Annotated in this window: 20 protein-coding genes; 8 read left to right on the plus strand and 12 right to left on the minus strand. The window is 70.7% G+C overall.

Annotation, left to right across the window (positions count from 1 at the left end; all coding sequences use genetic code 11):
* Positions 1–30 precede the first annotated feature (30 nt).
* From ACRDTB_RS11190 to ACRDTB_RS11215, 6 genes are all read right to left on the minus strand, one after another.
* A complete protein-coding gene (locus ACRDTB_RS11190) occupies positions 31–1065 on the minus strand; it encodes an ABC transporter substrate-binding protein (RefSeq protein ID WP_431430011.1) in 1035 nt (344 codons plus the stop codon).
* Between the two features lie 30 nt (positions 1066–1095).
* Positions 1096–1935 (minus strand): ABC transporter permease, encoded by an 840-nt coding sequence (locus tag ACRDTB_RS11195; RefSeq protein ID WP_431430013.1) that lies wholly within the window; start codon positions 1933–1935, stop codon positions 1096–1098.
* A gap of 289 nt (positions 1936–2224) precedes the next feature.
* Positions 2225–3022 (minus strand): ABC transporter permease, encoded by a 798-nt coding sequence (locus ACRDTB_RS11200; RefSeq protein ID WP_431430014.1) that lies wholly within the window; start codon positions 3020–3022, stop codon positions 2225–2227.
* Positions 3019–3735 carry a GntR family transcriptional regulator gene (locus ACRDTB_RS11205; protein ID WP_431430015.1) on the minus strand — a complete coding sequence of 239 codons (717 nt, stop codon included), beginning with the start codon at positions 3733–3735 and terminating at the stop codon, positions 3019–3021. Before ACRDTB_RS11205 ends, ACRDTB_RS11200 begins: the two co-directional genes overlap by 4 nt.
* 6 nt (positions 3736–3741) lie before the next feature.
* Complete coding sequence (locus tag ACRDTB_RS11210) at positions 3742–5067, minus strand: UbiD family decarboxylase (protein ID WP_431430016.1); 1326 nt, start codon at positions 5065–5067, stop codon at positions 3742–3744.
* A gap of 64 nt (positions 5068–5131) precedes the next feature.
* Positions 5132–6583 (minus strand): UbiD family decarboxylase, encoded by a 1452-nt coding sequence (locus ACRDTB_RS11215; protein WP_431430017.1) that lies wholly within the window; start codon positions 6581–6583, stop codon positions 5132–5134.
* Here ACRDTB_RS11215 and ACRDTB_RS11220 point away from each other — a divergent pair.
* The 4 genes from ACRDTB_RS11220 to ACRDTB_RS11235 all read left to right on the plus strand — a co-directional run bounded on the left by ACRDTB_RS11220 (position 6464) and on the right by ACRDTB_RS11235 (position 11192).
* Positions 6464–6745, plus strand: a complete 282-nt coding sequence (locus ACRDTB_RS11220; RefSeq protein ID WP_431430071.1) for a hypothetical protein — start codon at positions 6464–6466, stop codon at positions 6743–6745. The genes ACRDTB_RS11215 and ACRDTB_RS11220 overlap by 120 nt on opposite strands.
* A gap of 344 nt (positions 6746–7089) precedes the next feature.
* Entirely contained in the window at positions 7090–8217 is a 1128-nt protein-coding gene (locus ACRDTB_RS11225) for a hypothetical protein (RefSeq protein WP_431430018.1), read from the plus strand.
* 144 nt (positions 8218–8361) lie between these two features.
* Positions 8362–9426, plus strand: a complete 1065-nt coding sequence (locus tag ACRDTB_RS11230) for an ABC transporter substrate-binding protein (protein ID WP_431430019.1) — start codon at positions 8362–8364, stop codon at positions 9424–9426.
* The gene (locus ACRDTB_RS11235; protein WP_431430020.1) at positions 9423–11192 is read left to right on the plus strand and encodes a thiamine pyrophosphate-binding protein; all 1770 of its coding nucleotides are present in this window, start codon (positions 9423–9425) and stop codon (positions 11190–11192) included. Before ACRDTB_RS11230 ends, ACRDTB_RS11235 begins: the two co-directional genes overlap by 4 nt.
* A 24-nt stretch (positions 11193–11216) precedes the next feature.
* Here the strand turns inward: ACRDTB_RS11235 and ACRDTB_RS11240 are convergent, their stop codons facing one another.
* Both ACRDTB_RS11240 and ACRDTB_RS11245 read right to left on the minus strand, forming a co-directional pair.
* Positions 11217–11708: a DUF2269 domain-containing protein gene (locus ACRDTB_RS11240; RefSeq protein ID WP_431430021.1), complete on the minus strand. Its 492-nt coding sequence runs from the start codon at positions 11706–11708 to the stop codon at positions 11217–11219.
* Positions 11709–11716: 8 nt separating this feature from the next.
* A complete protein-coding gene (locus tag ACRDTB_RS11245) occupies positions 11717–11872 on the minus strand; it encodes a hypothetical protein (protein ID WP_431430022.1) in 156 nt (51 codons plus the stop codon).
* A 77-nt stretch (positions 11873–11949) separates the two neighbouring features.
* Here ACRDTB_RS11245 and ACRDTB_RS11250 point away from each other — a divergent pair, with 77 nt between their 5' ends.
* The 3 genes from ACRDTB_RS11250 to ACRDTB_RS11260 all read left to right on the plus strand — a co-directional run bounded on the left by ACRDTB_RS11250 (position 11950) and on the right by ACRDTB_RS11260 (position 14882).
* The gene (locus tag ACRDTB_RS11250) at positions 11950–12528 is read left to right on the plus strand and encodes a TetR/AcrR family transcriptional regulator (RefSeq protein WP_431430023.1); all 579 of its coding nucleotides are present in this window, start codon (positions 11950–11952) and stop codon (positions 12526–12528) included.
* A gap of 145 nt (positions 12529–12673) precedes the next feature.
* Positions 12674–14395 carry a sialidase family protein gene (locus tag ACRDTB_RS11255; protein WP_431430024.1) on the plus strand — a complete coding sequence of 574 codons (1722 nt, stop codon included), beginning with the start codon at positions 12674–12676 and terminating at the stop codon, positions 14393–14395.
* Positions 14396–14492: 97 nt separating this feature from the next.
* Complete coding sequence (locus ACRDTB_RS11260; RefSeq protein ID WP_431430025.1) at positions 14493–14882, plus strand: DUF6578 domain-containing protein; 390 nt, start codon at positions 14493–14495, stop codon at positions 14880–14882.
* Positions 14883–14910: 28 nt separating this feature from the next.
* Here the strand turns inward: ACRDTB_RS11260 and ACRDTB_RS11265 are convergent, their stop codons facing one another.
* Positions 14911–15339 (minus strand): MerR family transcriptional regulator, encoded by a 429-nt coding sequence (locus ACRDTB_RS11265; protein WP_431430026.1) that lies wholly within the window; start codon positions 15337–15339, stop codon positions 14911–14913.
* Positions 15340–15378: 39 nt separating this feature from the next.
* Between ACRDTB_RS11265 and ACRDTB_RS11270 the strand changes: the two genes are divergently transcribed.
* A complete protein-coding gene (locus tag ACRDTB_RS11270; RefSeq protein ID WP_431430027.1) occupies positions 15379–16023 on the plus strand; it encodes a class I SAM-dependent methyltransferase in 645 nt (214 codons plus the stop codon).
* Positions 16024–16676: 653 nt separating this feature from the next.
* Here ACRDTB_RS11270 and ACRDTB_RS11275 read toward each other — a convergent pair.
* From ACRDTB_RS11275 to ACRDTB_RS11285, 3 genes are read right to left on the minus strand one after another with little or no spacing between them, the layout of a single operon-like run.
* Positions 16677–17315, minus strand: coding sequence for a hypothetical protein (locus tag ACRDTB_RS11275; RefSeq protein ID WP_431430028.1), 639 nt, complete (start codon positions 17313–17315; stop codon positions 16677–16679).
* A gap of 21 nt (positions 17316–17336) precedes the next feature.
* Positions 17337–18149, minus strand: coding sequence for a hypothetical protein (locus tag ACRDTB_RS11280; protein WP_431430029.1), 813 nt, complete (start codon positions 18147–18149; stop codon positions 17337–17339).
* Complete coding sequence (locus ACRDTB_RS11285; RefSeq protein ID WP_431430030.1) at positions 18146–19567, minus strand: putative T7SS-secreted protein; 1422 nt, start codon at positions 19565–19567, stop codon at positions 18146–18148. Before ACRDTB_RS11285 ends, ACRDTB_RS11280 begins: the two co-directional genes overlap by 4 nt.
* Positions 19568–19570 lie beyond the last annotated feature (3 nt).

Genomic DNA, 19570 nt, shown 5'->3' on the forward strand with positions numbered 1-19570 from the left:
GCGCCGCCACCACGCCGTCATCCGCGACGGCTACCAGGAGTAGGTCTTGAGCTCGGCGATCACCTTGTCCACAAAGGACGTGTCGGTGACGTCGGCAGCGGGGATGACCGCCTTCTGGGCCTGGATCGCGACGTTCAGCTCCTGGGTAGCCTCGACCTGCTTGTCGGTCCAACCGAGATCCGGGTTGATGATCTTCAGGTCGCGGTGCGCCTTGATGGCCTCGGCCACGTCGGGCTCGTCCTCCGCCGCGCTCTTGAGCCGCTCCATCGCCAGCGCCGTCGCCTCGTCAAGGTGGTCGAGGGCGTAGCGCATGCCCTTGGTGTACGCCGTGAGCACCTTGGTCAGGTCGTCCGGCCGCTCCTCGATGATCCCCGCGGTGGCGAACCAGCCGGAGCCGAGCACGTCGGGCACGATGTCGGCGAGCGAGACCAGCCTGTGGAGCTTCGGGTCCCGGTCGATGATCGGGATGTTCTCCACACCGCCGAGCGCCGCGTCGACCTGGCCGCTGAGCAGCGCGGCCATCCGCTCCGAGTCGCCGCCGGACTGCACGATGCTCACCTGACCGGGGTCGATCTGGTACTGCTCCAGGACCGCGTTCACCAGGATCGCGGACGAGGTGTTGGGCGCCTGGATCGCGATCCGCTTGCCCGCTAGGTCGGCCGGATCGGCGATCTCCTTCTTGGCGAAGATGAAGTCGCGCACCTTGTTCCACGGCACGCCGACCAGCTTCAGATCGGCGCCGTTCTCGTTGGCGGCGAAGCCGGTGCCCGGGGCGAGCAGGATGACGTCGAGCCGGGAGCCGACCGCGGCCCGGACCAGCTCGGCGCCGTTGGCCGAGGTGAACTCGACGTCGAGGCCCGCCTCGGAGAGATAGCCCTTCTTGTCGCACATGAGGGTGAACCCGTCGGGGATGGTCGGGCTGATGGTGCCGCTGCGCCAGGCGATGCGCCCGCCCTCGCCGGCCGCGCCCGCGTCGTCGCCACACGCGCCCAGCAGCGGAACCGCGCCGAGCGCCAGTCCGATCTTGAGGACGTCCCGGCGAGACCTGGCAGTCTCGAATTTCATGACTTTTCTCTTTCTCGAAAGGAAGTCTGACTAGCGTTCGTCGCTGTGCCGCTCGGTTTCCTTCCAAGCGACCACCCGCGACTCGACGAACCGGAGCAGCGCGGTGAAGCTGATCCCCAAGATCATCAGAACAACGACGGGGCCGAACGCCAGCTGGGTGCGCAGCTGGTTGCTGTAGGTCATCAGCAGCCCGCCGAGACCGCTGATGGCGGTGAACAGCTCGCCCACGACGACGCCGCTCAGCGCCCGGCCGATGGCGAGCCGGAGCCCGGCGAGGATGAACGGCAGCGACCCGGGGACGACGATCGACACGAAGTTCTTCCACGGACCGGCCGACACCGACCGTCCGATGTCCATCATGGACGGACCGATGTTCTTGGCACCGACGTAGGTGTTGATGATGATCGGGAAGGTCGCCACGCTCACCACGATGATCAGCTTCGACACGGTGCCGTTGCCGAACCACAGGACCAGCAGCGGTACGAACGCCATCGTCGGTACCACGTAGAGCGCGTAGACGAAGCTGTCCAGCGTGTGCTCGACCACGCGCGACCGGCCCATGGCCAACCCGATGGGCACGCCGAGCACGGCGGAGATGAGGAACCCGATCGCGAACGTCCCGAGCGACGAGCCCGCTGCCCGCGGCAGCTCGCCGCTCACCACCGAATCGACCATCCCCTCGAGGATGTGCGACGGCGAGGGCAGGAACAGCGGGCTCACCTGCCTGCCGACGACCTCCCACACGCCGAGGACCAGCGTCACCGACACGATCCGCACGACCCACCGCACCTGCGCGCTGCCCGGCCTGCGGGATCGCCGCACGGCGGGGGTCCGCTGCCCGGGCCGGGTCACCGGGTACGTCGCGGTCATGACTGATCCGCCTCCCCGGAATTCAATGTGCTGGTTCCGTTCCAGCGAAGGGTGCGGTTGTTCACGTACTTGTGGCTGGGTTGCGTCACGGTCCCCTTAGGTGCGGTTGGGAAGCGCTCGGTCTGATTTGATCTTGAGGTCGACACAGGGGAATTCCATGTGTTGGTTCCGTTGAAGAACGAACGATTCTGCTTGGTCACGTGCTTGTAGCTGGGTTGCGTCACGGTCCCCTGAGGTGCGGTTGGGAAGCGCTCGGTCTGATTTGATCTTGAGGTCGACACAGGGGGCGTCATTGGTCCATCACCTCGATGTTCACCCGGGACAGCCGCCGTTCGACGAACTGCACCAGGAAGGTGAGCCCGACCCCGAGCATGACCAGGACGAGGATCGTCGCGAACAGGTAGTCGGGGCGGAAGCTCCGCGCGTAGGCGGTGATCAGGCTGCCCAGCCCGCCGAACGCGAGCAGGATCTCCGCCACCACCATGCCGCCGACCGCCTGCCCGAGCCCGAGCCGGACCCCGGCCAGGATGTGCGGCAGCGTCGCCGGCAGGAAGATCCGCAGCAGGATCATGCGCTCCGTCGCGCACAACGAGCGGCCGACCTCGTCGAGCGAACCGCTGACGTCGCGGGCGCCCACATAGGTGTTGATCAGAATCGGGAACACGGACATCAGGCAGACGACGATGACCTTCGCCTGCAACTCGAGGCCGAACCACAGCACCACGAGGGGGATGAACGCGATGCGCGGCGTCGGGAACAACGCGTTCACATACGGGTCCAGCGCCGCACCGACCAACCGGTAGCGGCCCATCAACAGCCCGACGGTCACGCCGATCGCGACCGCGAACGAGAAGCCGGCGAACAGGCTCCGGGCGCTGCTGAGGAACGCCTCGTGCAGGTCGCCGCTCTGCACCAGGATCACGAACGCCTTGACGGTCGCGATCGGGGTGGCGAAGAACCTCGGGTCGATCCGCGCGGCGATCAGCTGCCATGCGACCAGGACGGTGACCCAGGCGATGACCCGGATCAGCCACGCGGGCAGGCGGGTCCTGGCCCGCGCCCCGGCGCCCAGCGCCGCCCCGGTCATCGGGCCACCTCGTCCCGATCGGACATCCGGTGTGCCGCCTCGAACCGCTTGCGCGAGTTCACCACGTGGGTGCGGGCGGCGCGCTCGGCGGCCTTCGGGTCCCGAGCCCGGATGGCGTCGTAGATCGCCCGGTGCTCGCGTGCCGCGACGGTGAGCCGGGCCTGGGTGTCGCCGGTGCTGGCGAGCAGGGTGGGTTGGAACACCCGCGCCTGGATGCCGATCGTCTCCAGGAACTGCTCCAGCAGCGGCACGCCGGAGGCCCTGGCGATGCAGCCGCCGAACATCTCGTTCGACCCGAGCCAGCCCGGCCAGTCCCCGGCCTCGACGAACCGCTCGGACTCCTCGACGATCCGGCCGAGCTCGGCGAGCCGCTGGTCGGTGATGCGCTCGGCGGCCAGCCGGCACACGTGACACAGCACCAGCTCCCGCAGCTTGTACAGGTCCAGCGCGCCTCGGTAGGAGTAGCCGGCGACGACGTAGCCGCGGGATCCGTTGCGTTGTAACAGGCCTTGGCTGGTCAGGATGCTCAGGGCCATGCGTAGCGGGGTGCGGCTCACGCCCATCCGGTCGGCCAGGGCCGCTTGGCGGATCACCTGGCCGGGTTCGAAGTGGCCCCGGGTGATCGCGTCGCGTAGCTTCTCCACGACCTGGTCGACCAGTTGCCGCTGCTCGATCCACAGCTCGCCGGAGCTGATCCTCGCGTCCTCACCCATAGCGGGCTACCAGGTGACCTCGTCGGTACCGGGGACGAGCACCTTCTCGTAGCGCAGCGCCTCCGCTCCGAGCGGTTTCGTGGCATCGGTGCCCATCTTGGAGGTCTGCCGCACGAGCGGGGCCGACGGGTCCAGCGGCGCGCCGACCATCACGGGGAAGATGTGTACGTCGGTCGCCGGCTGCGAGCGGGTGTTGACCGCCCAGTTGACCTCGCGGTCGTCGAAGATGTTCACGTCCTCGTCGACCACCACGCAGTACTTCGCCTGCGCGTTGCCGGCGAGCACCGCCGACATCACGTTCCACGGCTCACTCTGGTGCCGCTTGGTCATCTTCACCACGGCCTCGTAGACGTAGTTGCCCTTGACCGTCACGTCGATCACGCCCGGGCTGACCCGCTTGGCGTCGGAGTACACGACGGCGTTCATCGCCACCCAGTTGAGGAGGTGGTCCTCGGTGACCGGGAAGCCGGTGAGCACGGTCTGGAAGATCGGGTCGCGGCGGTGGGTGATCGCGGTGACGGTCATGACCGGCACCTGCATCCGGCCGCCGTAGCAGCCGGGGAACTCGCCGAAGGGCGCCTCGGTCTGCGTGTCGCCCGGCTCGATGTAGCCCTCGATGACACACTCGGCGCTCGCCGGCACCAGCACGTCGATCGTCTCGCAGCGGGTCAGCTTGAGCGGGCCGCCGAGCAGCGCCCCACCGATCGCGTACTTCTCCTGGTCGTGCGGGACCCGCGCGCACGCACCCAGCACCGTGCACGGGTCCGGCCCGATGACCACCGCGATCTCCAGCCGCTCGCCGCGCTCCGCGCGCTTGAGCCGCGCCCGGCCGATGCGCCGCTCGTTGGGTGCCCACAGGCCGAGGCGGTCGCGGCCGAACACCTCCATCCGGTGCATGCCGAGGCCGTGCACGCCGGTGTCCGGGTCCCGGGCGACCTGCACGCCGGCGGTGATGAACGGACCGTCCTTTTCGGAGTGAGTGACCACCGGGACGGTGGCGAGGTCGACGTCGTCCCCGGTGACGACGACGTCCTTGACCGGGCCGCCGTCCACCACCTCCCAGGGGATCGGGTTCTGGATCGCCTCCAGGTAGTGCCGCGTCACCTGCTCGATCGGCACGTCCAGCGCGTCGAGCACCCGCCCCGGGGTCGCGTACATGGCGCCGGTGGCCCGCCACCCCGGGTGCCCGACCACGTCGTCGAACACGAAGCACGGGCCGCCCGTGTCCGAGGACTTGCGGATGTACGCGGCGATCTCCCACTTGGTGCTCACCGGCTTGCCGACGGTGACGAGGTCGCCCTTCTTGTCGAGGTGCTCGAGGAATTCCCTCATGTCGTTCCAGTACACGGGCCGCCTCCGCGGGGTCGTGAGGGTGGAGTTCGGGGTTTCGGGCGCGCTAGCCGAAGGCCGGGGCGCCGGTGGAGCCGAACAGCGTCGGTCCCCACTTCCGCAGCGTGGCCTCGCGGACTTCGGGGGTCAGCTCGACGACGTCGGAGAACTGCTCGCGCCACTCCCACGGCCGGGTCGCGTCGATGATCATGCGCGAGGTGAACGGGTTCTTCTTCTGTCCCGGCGGGACCATCGGGTCGAGCTCGTCGCTCCACGCACGCTTGATGATCGACACATCGGTGGCCGGGTCGCTGCGGGTGCAGACCGCCCACATCACGTCATTCAGGTTGTAGGCGTCGATGTCCTCGTCGACGACGATCACGATGCGCCCCATGTACGCCCCGCCCTGGCACATGGCCGCGACGTGCCCGACCTGCGTGGCGTGCCCCGGGTATCGCTGCTTGATGGACACGGCGACCAGGAACCGGCTGCCACACTCGTGGAGCCAGACGTGCTGCACCTCCGGGATGCCGGCCTTGCGGATCTCCTCGCGGATCCGGGCCGCGCGGATGGTGCCGAGCGCGGTGTGCTTGCCGGTCGGCGGCTTGGCCGGTGGCGTGCCGGTCATGATCGGGCTGTTGCGGTGGTAGACGCGGTGGATCGTGGTCACGTACTCCATCCGCTCGCCGCTGGCGTAGTAGCCGGGCCACTCGCCGAACGGCGCCTCGCGGTGCTTCTCGGCGGGGGAGATCTCGCCCTCGAGGACGATCTCCGCGCGGGCGGGGATCGGCAGCCCGGTGTAGTCACCCTCCAGCACCTCCACCGGCTCGCCCTTCAGCCCGCCGATGTAGCCGTACTCGGACTTGCCGTAGGGCACCTGGGTGCCGCCGGCGAGTAGGATCAGCGGGTCCTGGCCGACCGAGATCGCCACGCGCATCGGCTTGCCCTCGGCGAATAGCTTGTCGCGGAAGATCGTGGCGTGCTTGCCGGGTGCGGTGTAGACGCACACCCGCCGCTCGTCGACGACCATCACGCGGTAGGTGCCGATGTTGACCCAGCCGCCGTCCGGGTCCCGGCAGATCACCGCGTCGCCCGTGCCGATGTAGCGGCCGCCGTCCTTGTCGTGCCAGCGCGGCACGGGGAACCTCAGCAGGTCGACCTGGTCGTCGGCGAAGACGTTCTCGAGCAGCGGGCCGTCGGTGACGACCTTCGGCGGCACGTCGGGCAGGTCCTGGAGCCGGGTACGCCACAGGTCGCAGTAGTCCGCCTTGGACAGTCCGGTGGGGAAGCCGACCATGAGCGCGACGCGGTTGAGCGAGCTGATCGGGTTGACGAGGATCCGGTGGTCGGGTTCGAAGCCCTGGATCCGGTCGAACAGGACCGCCGGACCGTCCATCGCGTGCTCGGCGACATCGGTGATGGGCGCGACGTCGTCATCGACATGTGCTCCCGAAATCCGCCGCAGCTCGCCAAGTTCTTCGACTTTGTCGATCCAATCCCGCAAATCCTGATAAGTCACGCGGCCGTTCCTCTCCGCTCGGTCGTCAACGACAGCCCGGGGTGGTCAGGAGTTGAATCTCGGATCCAAAGTGCAGGATTTCGCATCCGAAGTTTCAGCAGGCTAAGCGCCCGCAAGGTCACCGTCAAGACCATCCCGGTTCCCGTTCTCGCAACATTCTGAAACGTTCCCGACCACATCCGGGTGTAGACATAACAGCAGGTCGATAGCCTGATCGCAATGATCTGGGTTGTCCTACCGTGCAGCGTGCCGTACTATGTACGATAGTGGCGTACGATGGCCGCCTTGTCTACTACTTCTTTGGCCCGGCGCGCGGGCCGGGCACGGTGCCGGAGGCGAAAATTCGGAGCGCTCGGAAATCGAGCCGGACACGCCACCCACGAGCGTGCCGGAAATTTTCCAACCGCACGTTTCGCACAGTCCTGTTCGATTGTCCACGCACGGCACACGACCGAATACATCGCGCACAAAATTCATCGAGCGAAATGAGAACGACTGTGGTTCGGGTGCTGACGAACGAGGACCTCGGTGCCGTGCTCGACTACCCGCACGCCATCGACGCGCTCTACGGGAGCCTCGCCGCGTTCGCCGCCGGCGAGGCGGCCCGCCGCCCCCGGGTCGACGTGCTCGCCCCGGCCGGCACGGCCGGCGAGTACGCCCGGTTCACCACCGCCGACGGCGTGGTGAGCGGCGGCTACTACGCGCTGCGGGTCAAGCCCGAGGTGATCCACTGGCCGGTGGTCGACGGCGCCCGCCGCCTGTCCGCGTACTACTCCACACCGGGCCACTACGGCGGGTTCGTCCTCTTGTTCCGCACGAGCGACGCGGCACTGGTCGCGATCATCCAGGACGGCCACCTTCGGTACGTCCGCACCTCGGCACTCGCCGGTCTCGGTGCCCGCTACCTGGCCCGCCCGGACTCGGCGGTGCTGGGGATGCTGGGCGCCGGCGGCTTCGCCCGCAGCTACGCCCGCGCGCTGGCGACGGTGCTGCCGCTGACCCGGATCAAGGTCTACTGCCCCACTCCCGAGCACGTCGAGGCCTACTGCGCCGAGCTGCGCGCGGATGGCCTGCCGGCCGAGCCCGCCACCGGGCCCGAGGAAGCCCTCGACGGCGCGGACGTGGTGTCCACATGCACCAACTCGCTGCCGCCCGTGCTGTTCGGCGAGCACCTGCGACCGGGCATGTTCGTGTGCAACGTGTCCAACCGGGAGCTGCACGCCTCCGCCCGGGAGCGGATCACGACTGTCGGGCACCTCGCCGAGCAGCCCACGCCGCTGAACCTCGGCGGCTACCAGGACGACAACTTCGCCATCCACCTCAACACGATGTGCTACGTGGCCGGGCGGGAGGAGGAGCGCGCCGCGATCCCCCGCGGCGGCGGCGCGGGGGCGCCCTTCGCCGGGCGGCACGTGGCGTGCGTCGACTGGATGAGCGGGACACCGCTCGGCCGCACCACCGACGACGAGATCACCTTCCTGAGCGACCTCGCGGGCGGCGGCGCGCAGGGCCTGTCCAGCGGTGGCCTGCAAGGGGTCGAGCTGGCCGGGCTGGCCGGCCGCGCCTACGAGCTGGCGGCCGCGGCGGGCCTGGGCACCGAACTACCCGACGAACTGTTCCTGCAAAAAGACTGACACGAAGATGACCGCAGAAGAACCACGTGTCTACCAACCGCACCTAAGGGGACCGGGACGCAACCCAGCCACAAGTACGCACCAAACCGGACAAGACAAACCCAACGCAACCAACACATGTAATTCCGGAGAGGCGGAACTGACATGGCCCGCTCCCCCGTGCGGATCACGTTCGCCTGCGGCGACTACGACCGGGTCCGCCCGCTGCGCGACGGCCGGGTCGTGCCCGCCGGCGTGGTCCTCGAGCACACCGTCATGCCCTCGCACCGCATCTTCCACGAGCAGGTCCGGTTCCGCCGCTGGGACGTCTCGGAGATGTCGCTCGGCAGCTACCTGACGCTCGCCGCACGCGCCGGCCATCCCGGCGAGAACCCGTTCGTCGCGATCCCGGTGTTCACCTCGCGCTACTTCCGGCACGGTTTCATCTGGACGAACACCGCGAGCGGGATCGAGTGGCCGGAGGACCTGAAGGGCCGGCGGATCGGCGTGCCCGACTACCACATGACCGCGGCGATCTGGATGCGCGGCATGCTCTCCGACGACCACGGCGTCCGCGCGCAGGACGTCCACTGGCTCACGGGCGGGCTGAACACGCCGGGCGGCACCGAACGGATCCGGCTCGACGTACCCGGGATCCGCCCCGGTATCCATATCGAGCCCGTGCCGGAGGACCGCACGCTCGACGAGATGCTGGCGTCCGGCGAGATCGACGCGCTCATGGCGGCGCTGCCCCCGCGCTCCTTCGAGCGCGGCGACCCGCGGGTCCGGCGCCTGTTCGCCGACCACGTGTCTGCCGAGCGCGACTACTACCTACGCCGGGGCAACTTCCCGATCATGCACTGCGTAGCGCTGCGGCGTGAGGTGCACGAGGCGTACCCGTGGCTCGCCAGGTCGCTCCTCGACGCGTTCGGCGAGGCGAAGGACCTGTGCCTGCGCGAGCTCGAGGCCCCCGGCGCGCTGCCCGTCACGCTCCCCTGGCTCACCGACTTCCTCGCGGAGGTTCGCGCCGTGCTCGGCGAGGACTTCTGGCCCTACGGCGTCGAGCCGAACCGGCACGACCTGGCGACACTGATCCGCTACGGCGAGGAGCAGGGCCTGCTGGCCCGTCCGCTCTCCGTCGACGAGCTGTTCGCACCGTCCACCCTGTCCGGAAGCACCGTGTCCGGAAGCGCTGTGTCCGGAAGCCCTGTGTCAGGAGGTACCACGTGAGCTACGCCGGAAGGCTGCGCGACGGCCGCGGACCGCGACGTTTCGGTTCGGACGTGATCGTCGACGCGATGCGGGCGCACGGTTTGCGCTACCTCACGATGAACCCCGGTTCCTCGTTCCGCGCGATCCACGACTCGATCGTGAACTACGGCGCCAACGACCCGCGGATGATCGTGTGCACGCACGAGAAGATCGCGGTCGGCATCGCGCACGGCTACGCGAAGGTGACCGGCGAGCCGGCGGGCTGCATCGTGCACGACACCGTGGGGCTGCTGCACGCCACGCTCGGGATCTACTACGCCTATGTGGACCGGGTGCCGGTGATGCTCTTCGGCGGAGCCGGGCCGATGGCCTACGAGCGGCGCCGGCCCAGCATCGACTGGCTGCACGTGTCCAACGTGCAGGGCAACCTGGTCCGCGACTTCACGAAGTGGGACGACCAACCGGCCACCGTCGGGTCGGTGCACGAGTCGGTCGCCCGCGGCTACCGGGTGGCGGTCAGCGAGCCGCAGGGGCCGGTGTACCTCGCGTTCGACACCACGGTCCAGGAGGATCCGCTCACGGCGGACATCGAACCGCCCGCCATCACGGCGAACCCGATCCCGTCGCGGCTCGGCGCCGACCCCGCCGCCCTCGCCGAGCTCGCCGAGCTGCTCGTGACCGCCGAGCGGCCGGTGCTCGTCCCCGGCTACGCCGGCCGTTCCCCGGACGCGATGGGGCAGCTGGTCGAGCTGGCCGAGTCGCTGGGGGCAGGAGTGATCGACACGCACATCAGGCTGAACTTCCCCAGCCACCACCCGCTGAACGCCACCGGCACCACCGCGCTCGAGGACGCCGACGCCGTGGTGTTCCTGGACGTGAAGGACTACGGCAAGCCCACGACGACGCTCAACAAGACCGACCGGACCTTCCAGTCCCGCATCGCGCCGGACGCGAAGGTCGCCGACCTCGGGCTGGGCCACGTCAGCACGTCGAGCTGGTCGCACGACTTCATGGGCATGCACCGGCTCGACCTGCAGGTCACCGCGGACACCACGGTGGCGCTCCCGCAGCTGATCGAGCTGTGCCGCGAGCGCGAGGCGGCCCACCCGGCCCGCCGGGACGCACGGGCCCGCTGGCGGATCGCGCTCGGCGACATGCACCACCGCACCCGCGAGGCGTGGTGGGCGCAGGCCCGGCAGCGCTGGGACGACTCCCCCGTGACCTCCGCCCGCCTGGCGTGCGCGGTCTGGAACGTGGTGCGCGAGCACGACTGGGTGCTCAGCGCCGGCACGGCCAAGGACTGGGCGCTGCGGCTGTGGGACTTCGACCGCCCGTACCGGCACCCGGGCATCAGCCTCGGCACGGCCACCCAGTTCGGCATCTCGCTCGGCGTCGCCTTGGCGCACAAGGGATCCGGCCGGCTGGTGGTGGACCTGCAGCCGGACGGCGACCTCATGTACGACCTCGGTGCCCTGTGGGAGGCGGCCTACCACGAGATCCCGCTGCTCGTCGTCATGGTCAACAACCGCGGCTACGTCGGCGACTGGGACCACCAGGAGCGGCTCGCGCAGGTGCGCGGAACCCCTGGGGAGAACGCGTTCTTCGGCATGGAGATCGACCACCCCGCCCCGGACTTCGCGGCCGTCGCGCGCTCGTTCGGTTGGCACGCCGAGGGTCCGGTGGACAACCCGGCGCTCGTCGAGGACGCGGTCCGGCGCGCCGCACGGACGGTGCTCGACGAGGGCCGCCCGGCTCTGGTCGACGTGGTGTGCGGCCATGAGTGAGCCCGGCACGCGGTGGTCTCGCGGCTAAGTGGTCCGCCGCCACCGGATGGCGCCGCGCGGCTTGTACACGGCCAGCACGGTGGCGGCGAGCAGGACGAGCAGCGCCAGCGTGGCGTGCAGGAGCGGCGACGCGGATCGGACGTCGGCGAGGTCGGTGTCCGGGTCCGCCGCCGCGGCCGCCAGCGCGTCGAAGGTCGCCAGGTAGCGCAGCAGGAGGAGCGTCGCGATCACCGTGATCACGAGCTTGAACAGCACCCAGTAGTGCCGGACCAGCCCCCACCTGGAGCCGAGGGACTGCACGATCCCGATCACGAGTGAGGCCACGGCGAGCGGCATCAGCACGTAGCGGCCGGCGGGCGCCATCACCAGGTACACACCGCGCACGGTCCCGTCGTCCGCGCTCGTCAGGCCGACCACGGCGAGCCCGAGGAACGCGAGCACCGCGCCGAGCCAGCCGACCGACGTCGTGACGTGCACGACCAGGAGGAACCGGCGCAGTCGTGGCCCCTGTGTCATCACAGGTGTCATCCCAGGTCGACCGACTGCTCTACGTCCGGCGCGTGCCGGCCGGGACCGTGCTCCCCGCCGAAGAGCAGCGCCACCACGGCCAGCACCGCGAGCGCGGCCACCACGATCCCGGTCACCTTCACCCAGCGGGGCGCATGCCCGTCCTCGGTCATGCCGCGCACTTTATCGAGACACTCTGTCATTGACAAGACGTACTGTATTCGTCCACAACCACATGTACGCTCGGCCGGTGCCCAGGTTGTGGAACAACACGATCGACGCCCACCGGCGTGCGGTTCGCGACGCCGCGCTCGACGCCACCGGGGCACTGGTCGCCGAGCACGGCCTCCGCGCGGTGACGATGTCCCGGGTGGCCGAGCACACCGGCATCGGCCGCGCCACGCTGTACAAGTACTTCCCCGACTCCGAAGCGATCCTCGTCGCCTGGCACGAGCGGCAGGTCACCCGCAACCTGGATCTCCTCGCGGAGGTACGGGATCGGGCCGCCGATCCACGCGAGGGTCTCGAGGCCGTCCTGACCACCTACGCCCGCCACCTGCACCGCATCCGCGCGCACCACGGGTCCGAGCTCGCGGCGATGCTGCACCGGCACGATCACGTCGGGCACGCGTCGAAGCTCCTCCACGACCTGGTCCGCGACCTGCTCGCCGAAGGTGCCCGCCGGGACGACGTCCGCGACGACGTCTCGCCCGGTGAGCTGACGAACTTCTGCCTGCACGCGTTGACCGGCGCGACCGCGGCGACCTCGCTGAAGGCCGTGGACCGCCTCGTCGCCGTCACCATGTCGGCGCTGCTCGCGTCGCGGTGACGGCCGGTTCCGGTGTCCGACCGCCACGCCGGTCGTGGCCGTCGAGGGCGCTCTTTTGGGCTATGGACCGGTTCGCCGGGCGGGAGTAGCTTCCGGCGGGGTCCGCTCTGCCAGCCACATTTCGTTGATCACGAGGTGAAATGGCATGAAGATGAGTCGGCTGTGGGCGGCGGGAGCCGTCCTCATTCTGGCCGGGGCCGTGGTGACCCTGGCCGGCACGACATCTCAGGCGGCGCCATCGGGCCGGTTCGGCTACGAGCCGGGGCCCGGGCGCCCGCAACTCTCCGGGGTCGCCGACCGCGACCTCATGTCGGCCGAGCGAGGCGTGACGGCCGATCGGAACGCCCGGGTCACCGCCCGGGTCGCGTCCGACGACATCCAGGCGAACGGCGACAACAAGGCGAACCCGAGCGACCAGTTCGGCAGCGGCGCGGGGCTCCCGGCGAACGAGACCGCCATCGCGATCAACCCGACCGACCCGAACAACGTGATCGCCGGGTCGAACGACTACGAGCCCGGGGTCGACTCGACGATGGGCGTCTACGTGTCGTTCGACGGCGGCCGGACCTGGCCGCACAGCGGGCACGCCCGGCAGGTCGTCACGCCGGACCGGATCATGTACGGCACCGGCGACCCGGTGCTCGCGTTCGACCGGGCCGGGGTGGCCTACGCGTCGTTCATCGCGTTCGGGCGCGCCAACTGCGACTCCTACATCGCGGTGAGCCGCTCCACCGACGGCGGCGTGACGTGGACGGTTCCGTCGGACGACGTGGCGCCGGGCACCGAGACGACCCCGGGCGACGGGATCGTCGTGCACAACGGCGGCCCGGAGGACTGCCGCATCTTCCACGACAAGGAATGGATGACCACCGGGCCGCGGCCGCCGGGAGTGCCGCTGGTACCCGGGACGGATCAGGGTTTCGTGAGCCCGGACCGCCTCTACGTCACCTGGACCAGGTTCGACTTCGACGAGGGCGGCACCGGGTTCGTCGAGTCGCCGATCGTGGTCGCGTACTCCGACGACCAGGGCCGGCACTGGTCGGAGCCGGTCGAGGTCTCCGGCTCGGCGCCGCGCTGCGCGTTCCAGACCGGCGACCCGGACGGGGCGTGCGACGAGGACCAGTTCTCGGTGCCCGTGGTCGACCCGCGCACCGGCCGGCTGTACGTGGCGTTCCAGAACTTCAACGTGAACAGCACGGAGCGAAGCCAGTACCTCCTCGCGCGGTCGACCGACGGCGGCGCGACCTGGGACCGGCCCCGGTTCGTCACCGACGTGTTCGACGGCGCCGACAAGTACCCGATCTGTGAAGGGAGCCAGACCCTCGACCTGATGTGCGCGAGGACCAACGCCGCCGGCAACATCGACCTCGACCCCCGGACCGGGCGGCTCTACCTCACCTTCGCGGACAACCGCAACGGCACCGCGGCCGACACCAACACCGACGTACTGGTCACCACGTCGACCAACGCGGGGCGCAGTTGGAGCAGACCGCGCAACCTCACCGAGGGATCCGTGGACGATCAGTGGTTCCCGTGGCTGTCGGTGGCCCCGGACGGCGTCGTCGCGGTGACCTACTTCGACCGGCGCTACAGCGGGCCGAAGCTGATCGACACCTCCCTGTCGGTGTCGACCGACCACGCCGCGAGCTTCACCACGCGACGGGTCTCCGAGCAGGCATGGAACCCCGACCTGGCGTTCCGGCTCGGCGTGTTCATCGGTGACTACAACGGACTCGACACCCGCAGGGGAATCGCCATCCCGTGCTGGACCGACGCCCGCTTCGCCGAACCCAACACACCCGGCAACAACCCACCCAACCAACAGTCCGACGTCATGGTCGACGTCGAGAGGATCCCCATTCGCTGACCGACGACGAGCCGGTGGGCCGTCGCCACGGCGGCCCACCGGCCACCTTGGCCAAACCTCGTGCGTCGCGTCGAGCGAGCGGGTAGAAACGTTCGCCGTGCGCGCGATCGTGTGGCTGGACGAATGGCAGCAAACCTGCTGCGGCGACCCCTTCGAGGTCGGCTCGGTCGTGACCTGGTCGCTCAAACCGCCGAACACCGAAGGGCTGCGCGCCATCCTCGGACCGGACGAGGCGCAGGCCGTCACACACCACGAAGAGCACCATGACGCCGAGGAGACGCCCCGCGTGACCGGGTCGGTCCGGTCGGTCCGCGTCGTCCGCTGCCACTCCGCCCCGAAGCCGGGCGAAGACCCCTGGACGCACTACCCGGTCGCGGAATCCACGGTGATCGAACCCGTCCAGGCCGTGGCGGGGTACCAGCCGGACCGCGACGGCCTCTCCCTCGTCGGCTACCTCGTCGAACTGAACGTCGACGAGCCGAGCTGAGGCCCGAGCGGTGTCGGGTCGGTGAGAGTCAGTGGGAGTGGGCCCGCTCCAGGGACGCGCCGCCGAGGCGTGCCGCCACCACGGCGTCGAAGTTGGGGCAGGTGAAGATGTCCTCGTGCGGACACGCCAGGGCGTGGGCGATGGCGGTGCGCGCCGCCTGGGCCCGGGCGATCCGCCGGTCGAGCTCGGTGAGCTTGCGTTCGTGCCGCTCCCGCCAACCGTCGTCGGCCGACGAGTGGGCCGCTAGGAGCGCCTTGACCTCGCGCAGGGTGAAGCCGACGTCTCGCATCAGCAGGATGACGCCGACCAGCCCGATGGCCGACGGCGGGTAGCGCCGTTGACCCGAGACCCGGGCGGGCGCCGGCAGCAGGCCGATGTTCTCCCAGTAGCGCAGGGCGGACGTGGCGACTCCGGTGCGATGTGCCAGCTCGCCGATGGTCAACTGCTGTTCGGACATCTTGACTTCGAGCGTACTTGAAGCCGTTGACTGGCGATCGTGACGACGACAGGAACCGGCCTCAAGCGGCGGGCGATCGGCGGGTTGGTGCGGCAGTTCGGTCATCCCCGAGGCGTCGCCGGACGGATGGCCGGTTGGGTCATGGCCCATCGCCGGTCCAACCGGGAGCGCAACGGCTGGGTGGTGTCGCTGCTCGACGTGCGGCCCGCGGACCGGGTGCTGGAGATCGGTTTCGGCCCCGGCCTGGCGATCGCCGGGCTCGCCGACCGCGTCACCCGAGGCCGCGTCTACGGCATCGACCGGTCGGCGGTCATGGTCCGCCAGGCGAGCCGGCGCAACCGGGCCGCGATCCGCGCCGGCCGCGTCGAGCTGATTCAGTCCACAGTGGACGACCTGCCACGCTTCGGCGAGCCGCTCGACGCCATCCTCGCGGTCAACTCCGTGGGGTTCTGGGCCGATCCGGTGGCACGGCTCCACGAGCTGCGGCGCCTGCTGCGGCCCGGCGGGCGCATCGCGCTCGCGTCCCAACCCCGCTGCCCCGGCGCGACCCGGGACACCACCGCCCGGGCCGCCCTGGAACTGCACGACCTGCTCACCCGGGCGGGTTTCACCAGGACCCGCGTCGAGACCCTCGGCCTCGACCCACCGGTCGCCTGCGTCCTGGCCACCTACGAGCCGGACTGACCGGCCCTCAGGCACGGAGGTCGACCCACACGACCACCCGCCTGGCCGTGGGATGACCGACCTCCTCGAAGCCGGCGTCGGTGAAGACGTCGGTGAAGACCCTGGCGGGCACCGACGTGCGGCTCGCCCCAGGTGATCTCCTTGCCGGGCTGGGTGATCATCGGGTACGCCTCGAGCACGCGGGCGGTACGCGGCTTGGGACACGCCGTTCGCGGCTCGACCGCGACCCACCCCGCCGGCGACCTTGCGGGACAGGCAACGGCCGGGCCGTCGTGGTCCGCCACGGCCGGTGGTACCTGCTGTGCCGAACCCACCCGCGGGCGCACGCCGCGCATACCGGATCGACCGGGCCCGGAGCGTCGAGGTGCTCGACGACCCGATCGACCCGCCCGCCGACCTGCGCCATGCGTCCCCCGCGCCATCGGCCGGCTCGAACCGCTCGACGCGCGGACCTGCCGCCTGGTCGGCAGTACCAGCAACCCGGGCTGGTACGCCGAGCGGCTCGCGACGGTCCCGGCGCCGTTCCGGATCGTGCGGTGCCCCGAGCTCCAGCACGCCGCACGCGCCCTCGGTCAGCGACTGCGGGCGGCCGCCGAGACTCCGCACCCACTGAGCCAACTCCGTGCTCGACCGGCGCTCGGCCTAGACGAACGTCACGTGGTCCAGGAGATCGGATCGTCGGCGTAGCCGGCGTCATCGTCGTCGTACTCGGCGCCGGTGACCGGCTCACCCTCGCGCGAGGCCTGCAGCACGCAGGTCTCGAAGGTGGCGCCGGCGGTCGTGAAGTCCCGTGGCGCGGACTCGCTCTCGCACCCGTCGAGGTCGCCGACGAGGACCGCGCCGGTGGTCCGGCCGTCCGGGCCGAGTGCGCGCAGCCGCGGACCGCTCACCCCGGGCATCTCCGTGCCGCTGAGGTTCTCCATGGTGACCCGGATGTAGTAGGGCCGGTAGCCCTTGCTCTTCGGCCCGAACTTCGCGGTGAACGCGGCCTGGTCCCCCTCCTCGATGGCGGTGACGGTCATGCCGACCGTGTTCTCGACACTGCCGGCGAAGCGGTAGCGCACCACGGCCGTCTCGCCCACCTTCAGCTCGGTTCCGGGCGGGGTGATCTCCCCGGCCTCGGTCGAGGCCTCCTCCGACGAGGTCGGCGCGGCGCTCTGCTCGGTCGGGGTGGCAACCGGTTCCCGCTCCGCGGCCGGAGAGGTGGCCTCCCCGTCCTCGGCCGCGCAGGCGGTCACCGTGATGGCCACCGCGCCGACCGCGGCGAGCAGCTTCATGCGTGTGCTGGTCATGTCCCTCTCCCTGTTTCCTTGTCACCATGGGTCTTTGCGGACGGCGTGCCAGTCCGGAGCGAAGTCCTCGTCGGCCCTGTCCCCGCCGGCCCTGGTCGCGGCGGAGCGCGGGCCGGGCACGTTCCACTCCTGGCGCAGCCGCCGCGTGCGTTCCGCCAACGCCGCGTGCAGCTCGCGAACCTCCGGCACGTGGGCGGCGCCGCCCTCGGCGAGCTCGGTCCAGCTCGTACGCCCCTCGCGTACGGCCACCGCCAGCGCACGCAGCTCGCCCGGCGCGGAGTCGGCCTGCGCGGCGACGCGCAGCGTCTCCGCCCGCCTACCCGCGTCGCCGCGATCGTCCACAGTGGACCGAACGGAGCGGAGGAACTCGACGAAGTCCTCGAGCACCTCGTCGATCCGGTCCGCGCTCGTGGTGAGCACCAGCTCGACCACCGCTCGCCGGGCCGGGTCCGCGGTGTCCTGTGTGGACACATACACCTGCCGCTGCGCCAGCCGGCGCGGCTCGCCGTCGACGGTCGTGGTCAGCGTCAACGCCTGGACGAACCCCGGCGTCCGGACGCTGCCCACCTCGGCCCGGGCGTCGACGCGCACCTGCCCGTAGCGCCGCAACCGGTCCGCGGACTCCGCCGCGAGGTTCGGCAGCGCCACCTCGGCCGGCCGGTGCTCGCCGCCGACCGTGATGTTCGGGGTGAACTCCGCACCCGGCTCCGGACGCAGCGCGACGAACGCGGCGTCGGGGGCGCCGATCACGTGTGGTGCGACCGCCCGCCATCCCTGCGGCAGCCGGCATTCGATGGGGAACGGCAGTTCGGGGTGCACGGGGCTGTTCGTCATCCGAACACCGCCCCGGCGATCCGGCCCATGAGGCCCTCCGACCCGCCGCCGGTGTCCGTGCCCGCGCCGTCGGTCACGTTGGTGAGCGAGCCGGGGTCGGTCATCGCCTCGCCCATCTCGTGCACCGCCGTCGATCCGTCGACCAGCGTGTCGGCGAACTCCGTGCCGTCGACGGTGACCTCCCCGCCGAAGCCGAGGCCGAGGCCGAACGCGGCGCCGATGGCGGCGTCGATGACGAGCTTGCCGTCCTCGACCCCGGCGGTGACGTGGGCGTCCGCGCCGAAGCCCGCTCGTCCCTCGACGTTGCCCCCGGCCTGCACCCCGGCCACGTCGACGTGCCCCTCGGTGCCGGCCTTGCCGCCGACGAACACGTCGCCGCCGACGTCGACACCGTCGCGCCCGACCGACAACTCCGCGCCCATGTCACTTCCGGCGAAGACCTCTCCGGTGCCGCCGACCCCGATGCTCGGCACACCGGCGGTGCCGGTGACCGTCGCGCTCGCGCCCGTGCGGTTGCGTACCTCGGCGTGCACGCCGTCCGAGCCGGCCGAGAGCGTCGCCGAGCTGTCGCTGCCGACCTCGGCCTCGGCCGTGCCGGCCACGTCCACCGAGCCGATCCTGGTCCGGCCGCTCGCCCGCTCCTCGTACAGGTTCGCCTCTGCCTCCCACTCGCCGAGCCCCACGTCGACCCGCGACTCGCGCGGCTCTGGGCCGGAGTCGGCGCGGTCGCCGTGGGTGCGCCTGTCCTCCCAGCCGAGGTGCCCGGCGTCCCACGAGCCGGACAGGTCGCCGGTGCCGTGCTCGTCGAGGTAGCGGGCGGCGCTGTCGGCCGAGTCGGACAGCCACGGCGGAGCGCCGGGGTCGCGGCCCGAGCAGTCGGCCAGCGCGCCCTCCGCCGTCACCGACGCCGCGGCGAGCTGCTCGCGGGCACGGGCGAGGATCTCCTCGGCCTCCCGGCGCAGCGGGTCGCCTGGGTCGGTGAACGGGCGGACGAGGTCGGCCCGGCCGGCGGCGTTGGCCTGGGCCACCGCGCCCCGGTACGCGGCCACGGCCGCCGCGGTGGCCCACTCCCCCTGCGCCCACACCTGGATGGCCTGGGCGGCGATGAGCTGGGCGGCACGCAATTCGCCCGCGTAGTCGGTGAGCGCACCGGCGGCCGCGCCCATCGCGTCGGTCGCGTGTGTCCAGTGGGGCACCTCGCCGCCGAGCGCGGCCCGGAACGCGTCGGCCGCGACGCCCGACCAGCCCGGCACGCGGACGGCCGCCAGGTCGTCCGCGACGGTGCCGAACACCTCCTGGTACAGCGTCAGGGCCGCGGCGTCGGCGTCGACCAGGTCGGGGTCGCCGGGGACGAGGGCCGCGGGATCGGTGGTCTCGCCGAGCCGGGCGAGCGGCTGTCCTGGCACGGGGCCGGTCATCGC

Source organism: Actinophytocola sp. (assembly GCF_050699935.1).
Lineage (GTDB): Bacteria > Actinomycetota > Actinomycetes > Mycobacteriales > Pseudonocardiaceae > Actinophytocola.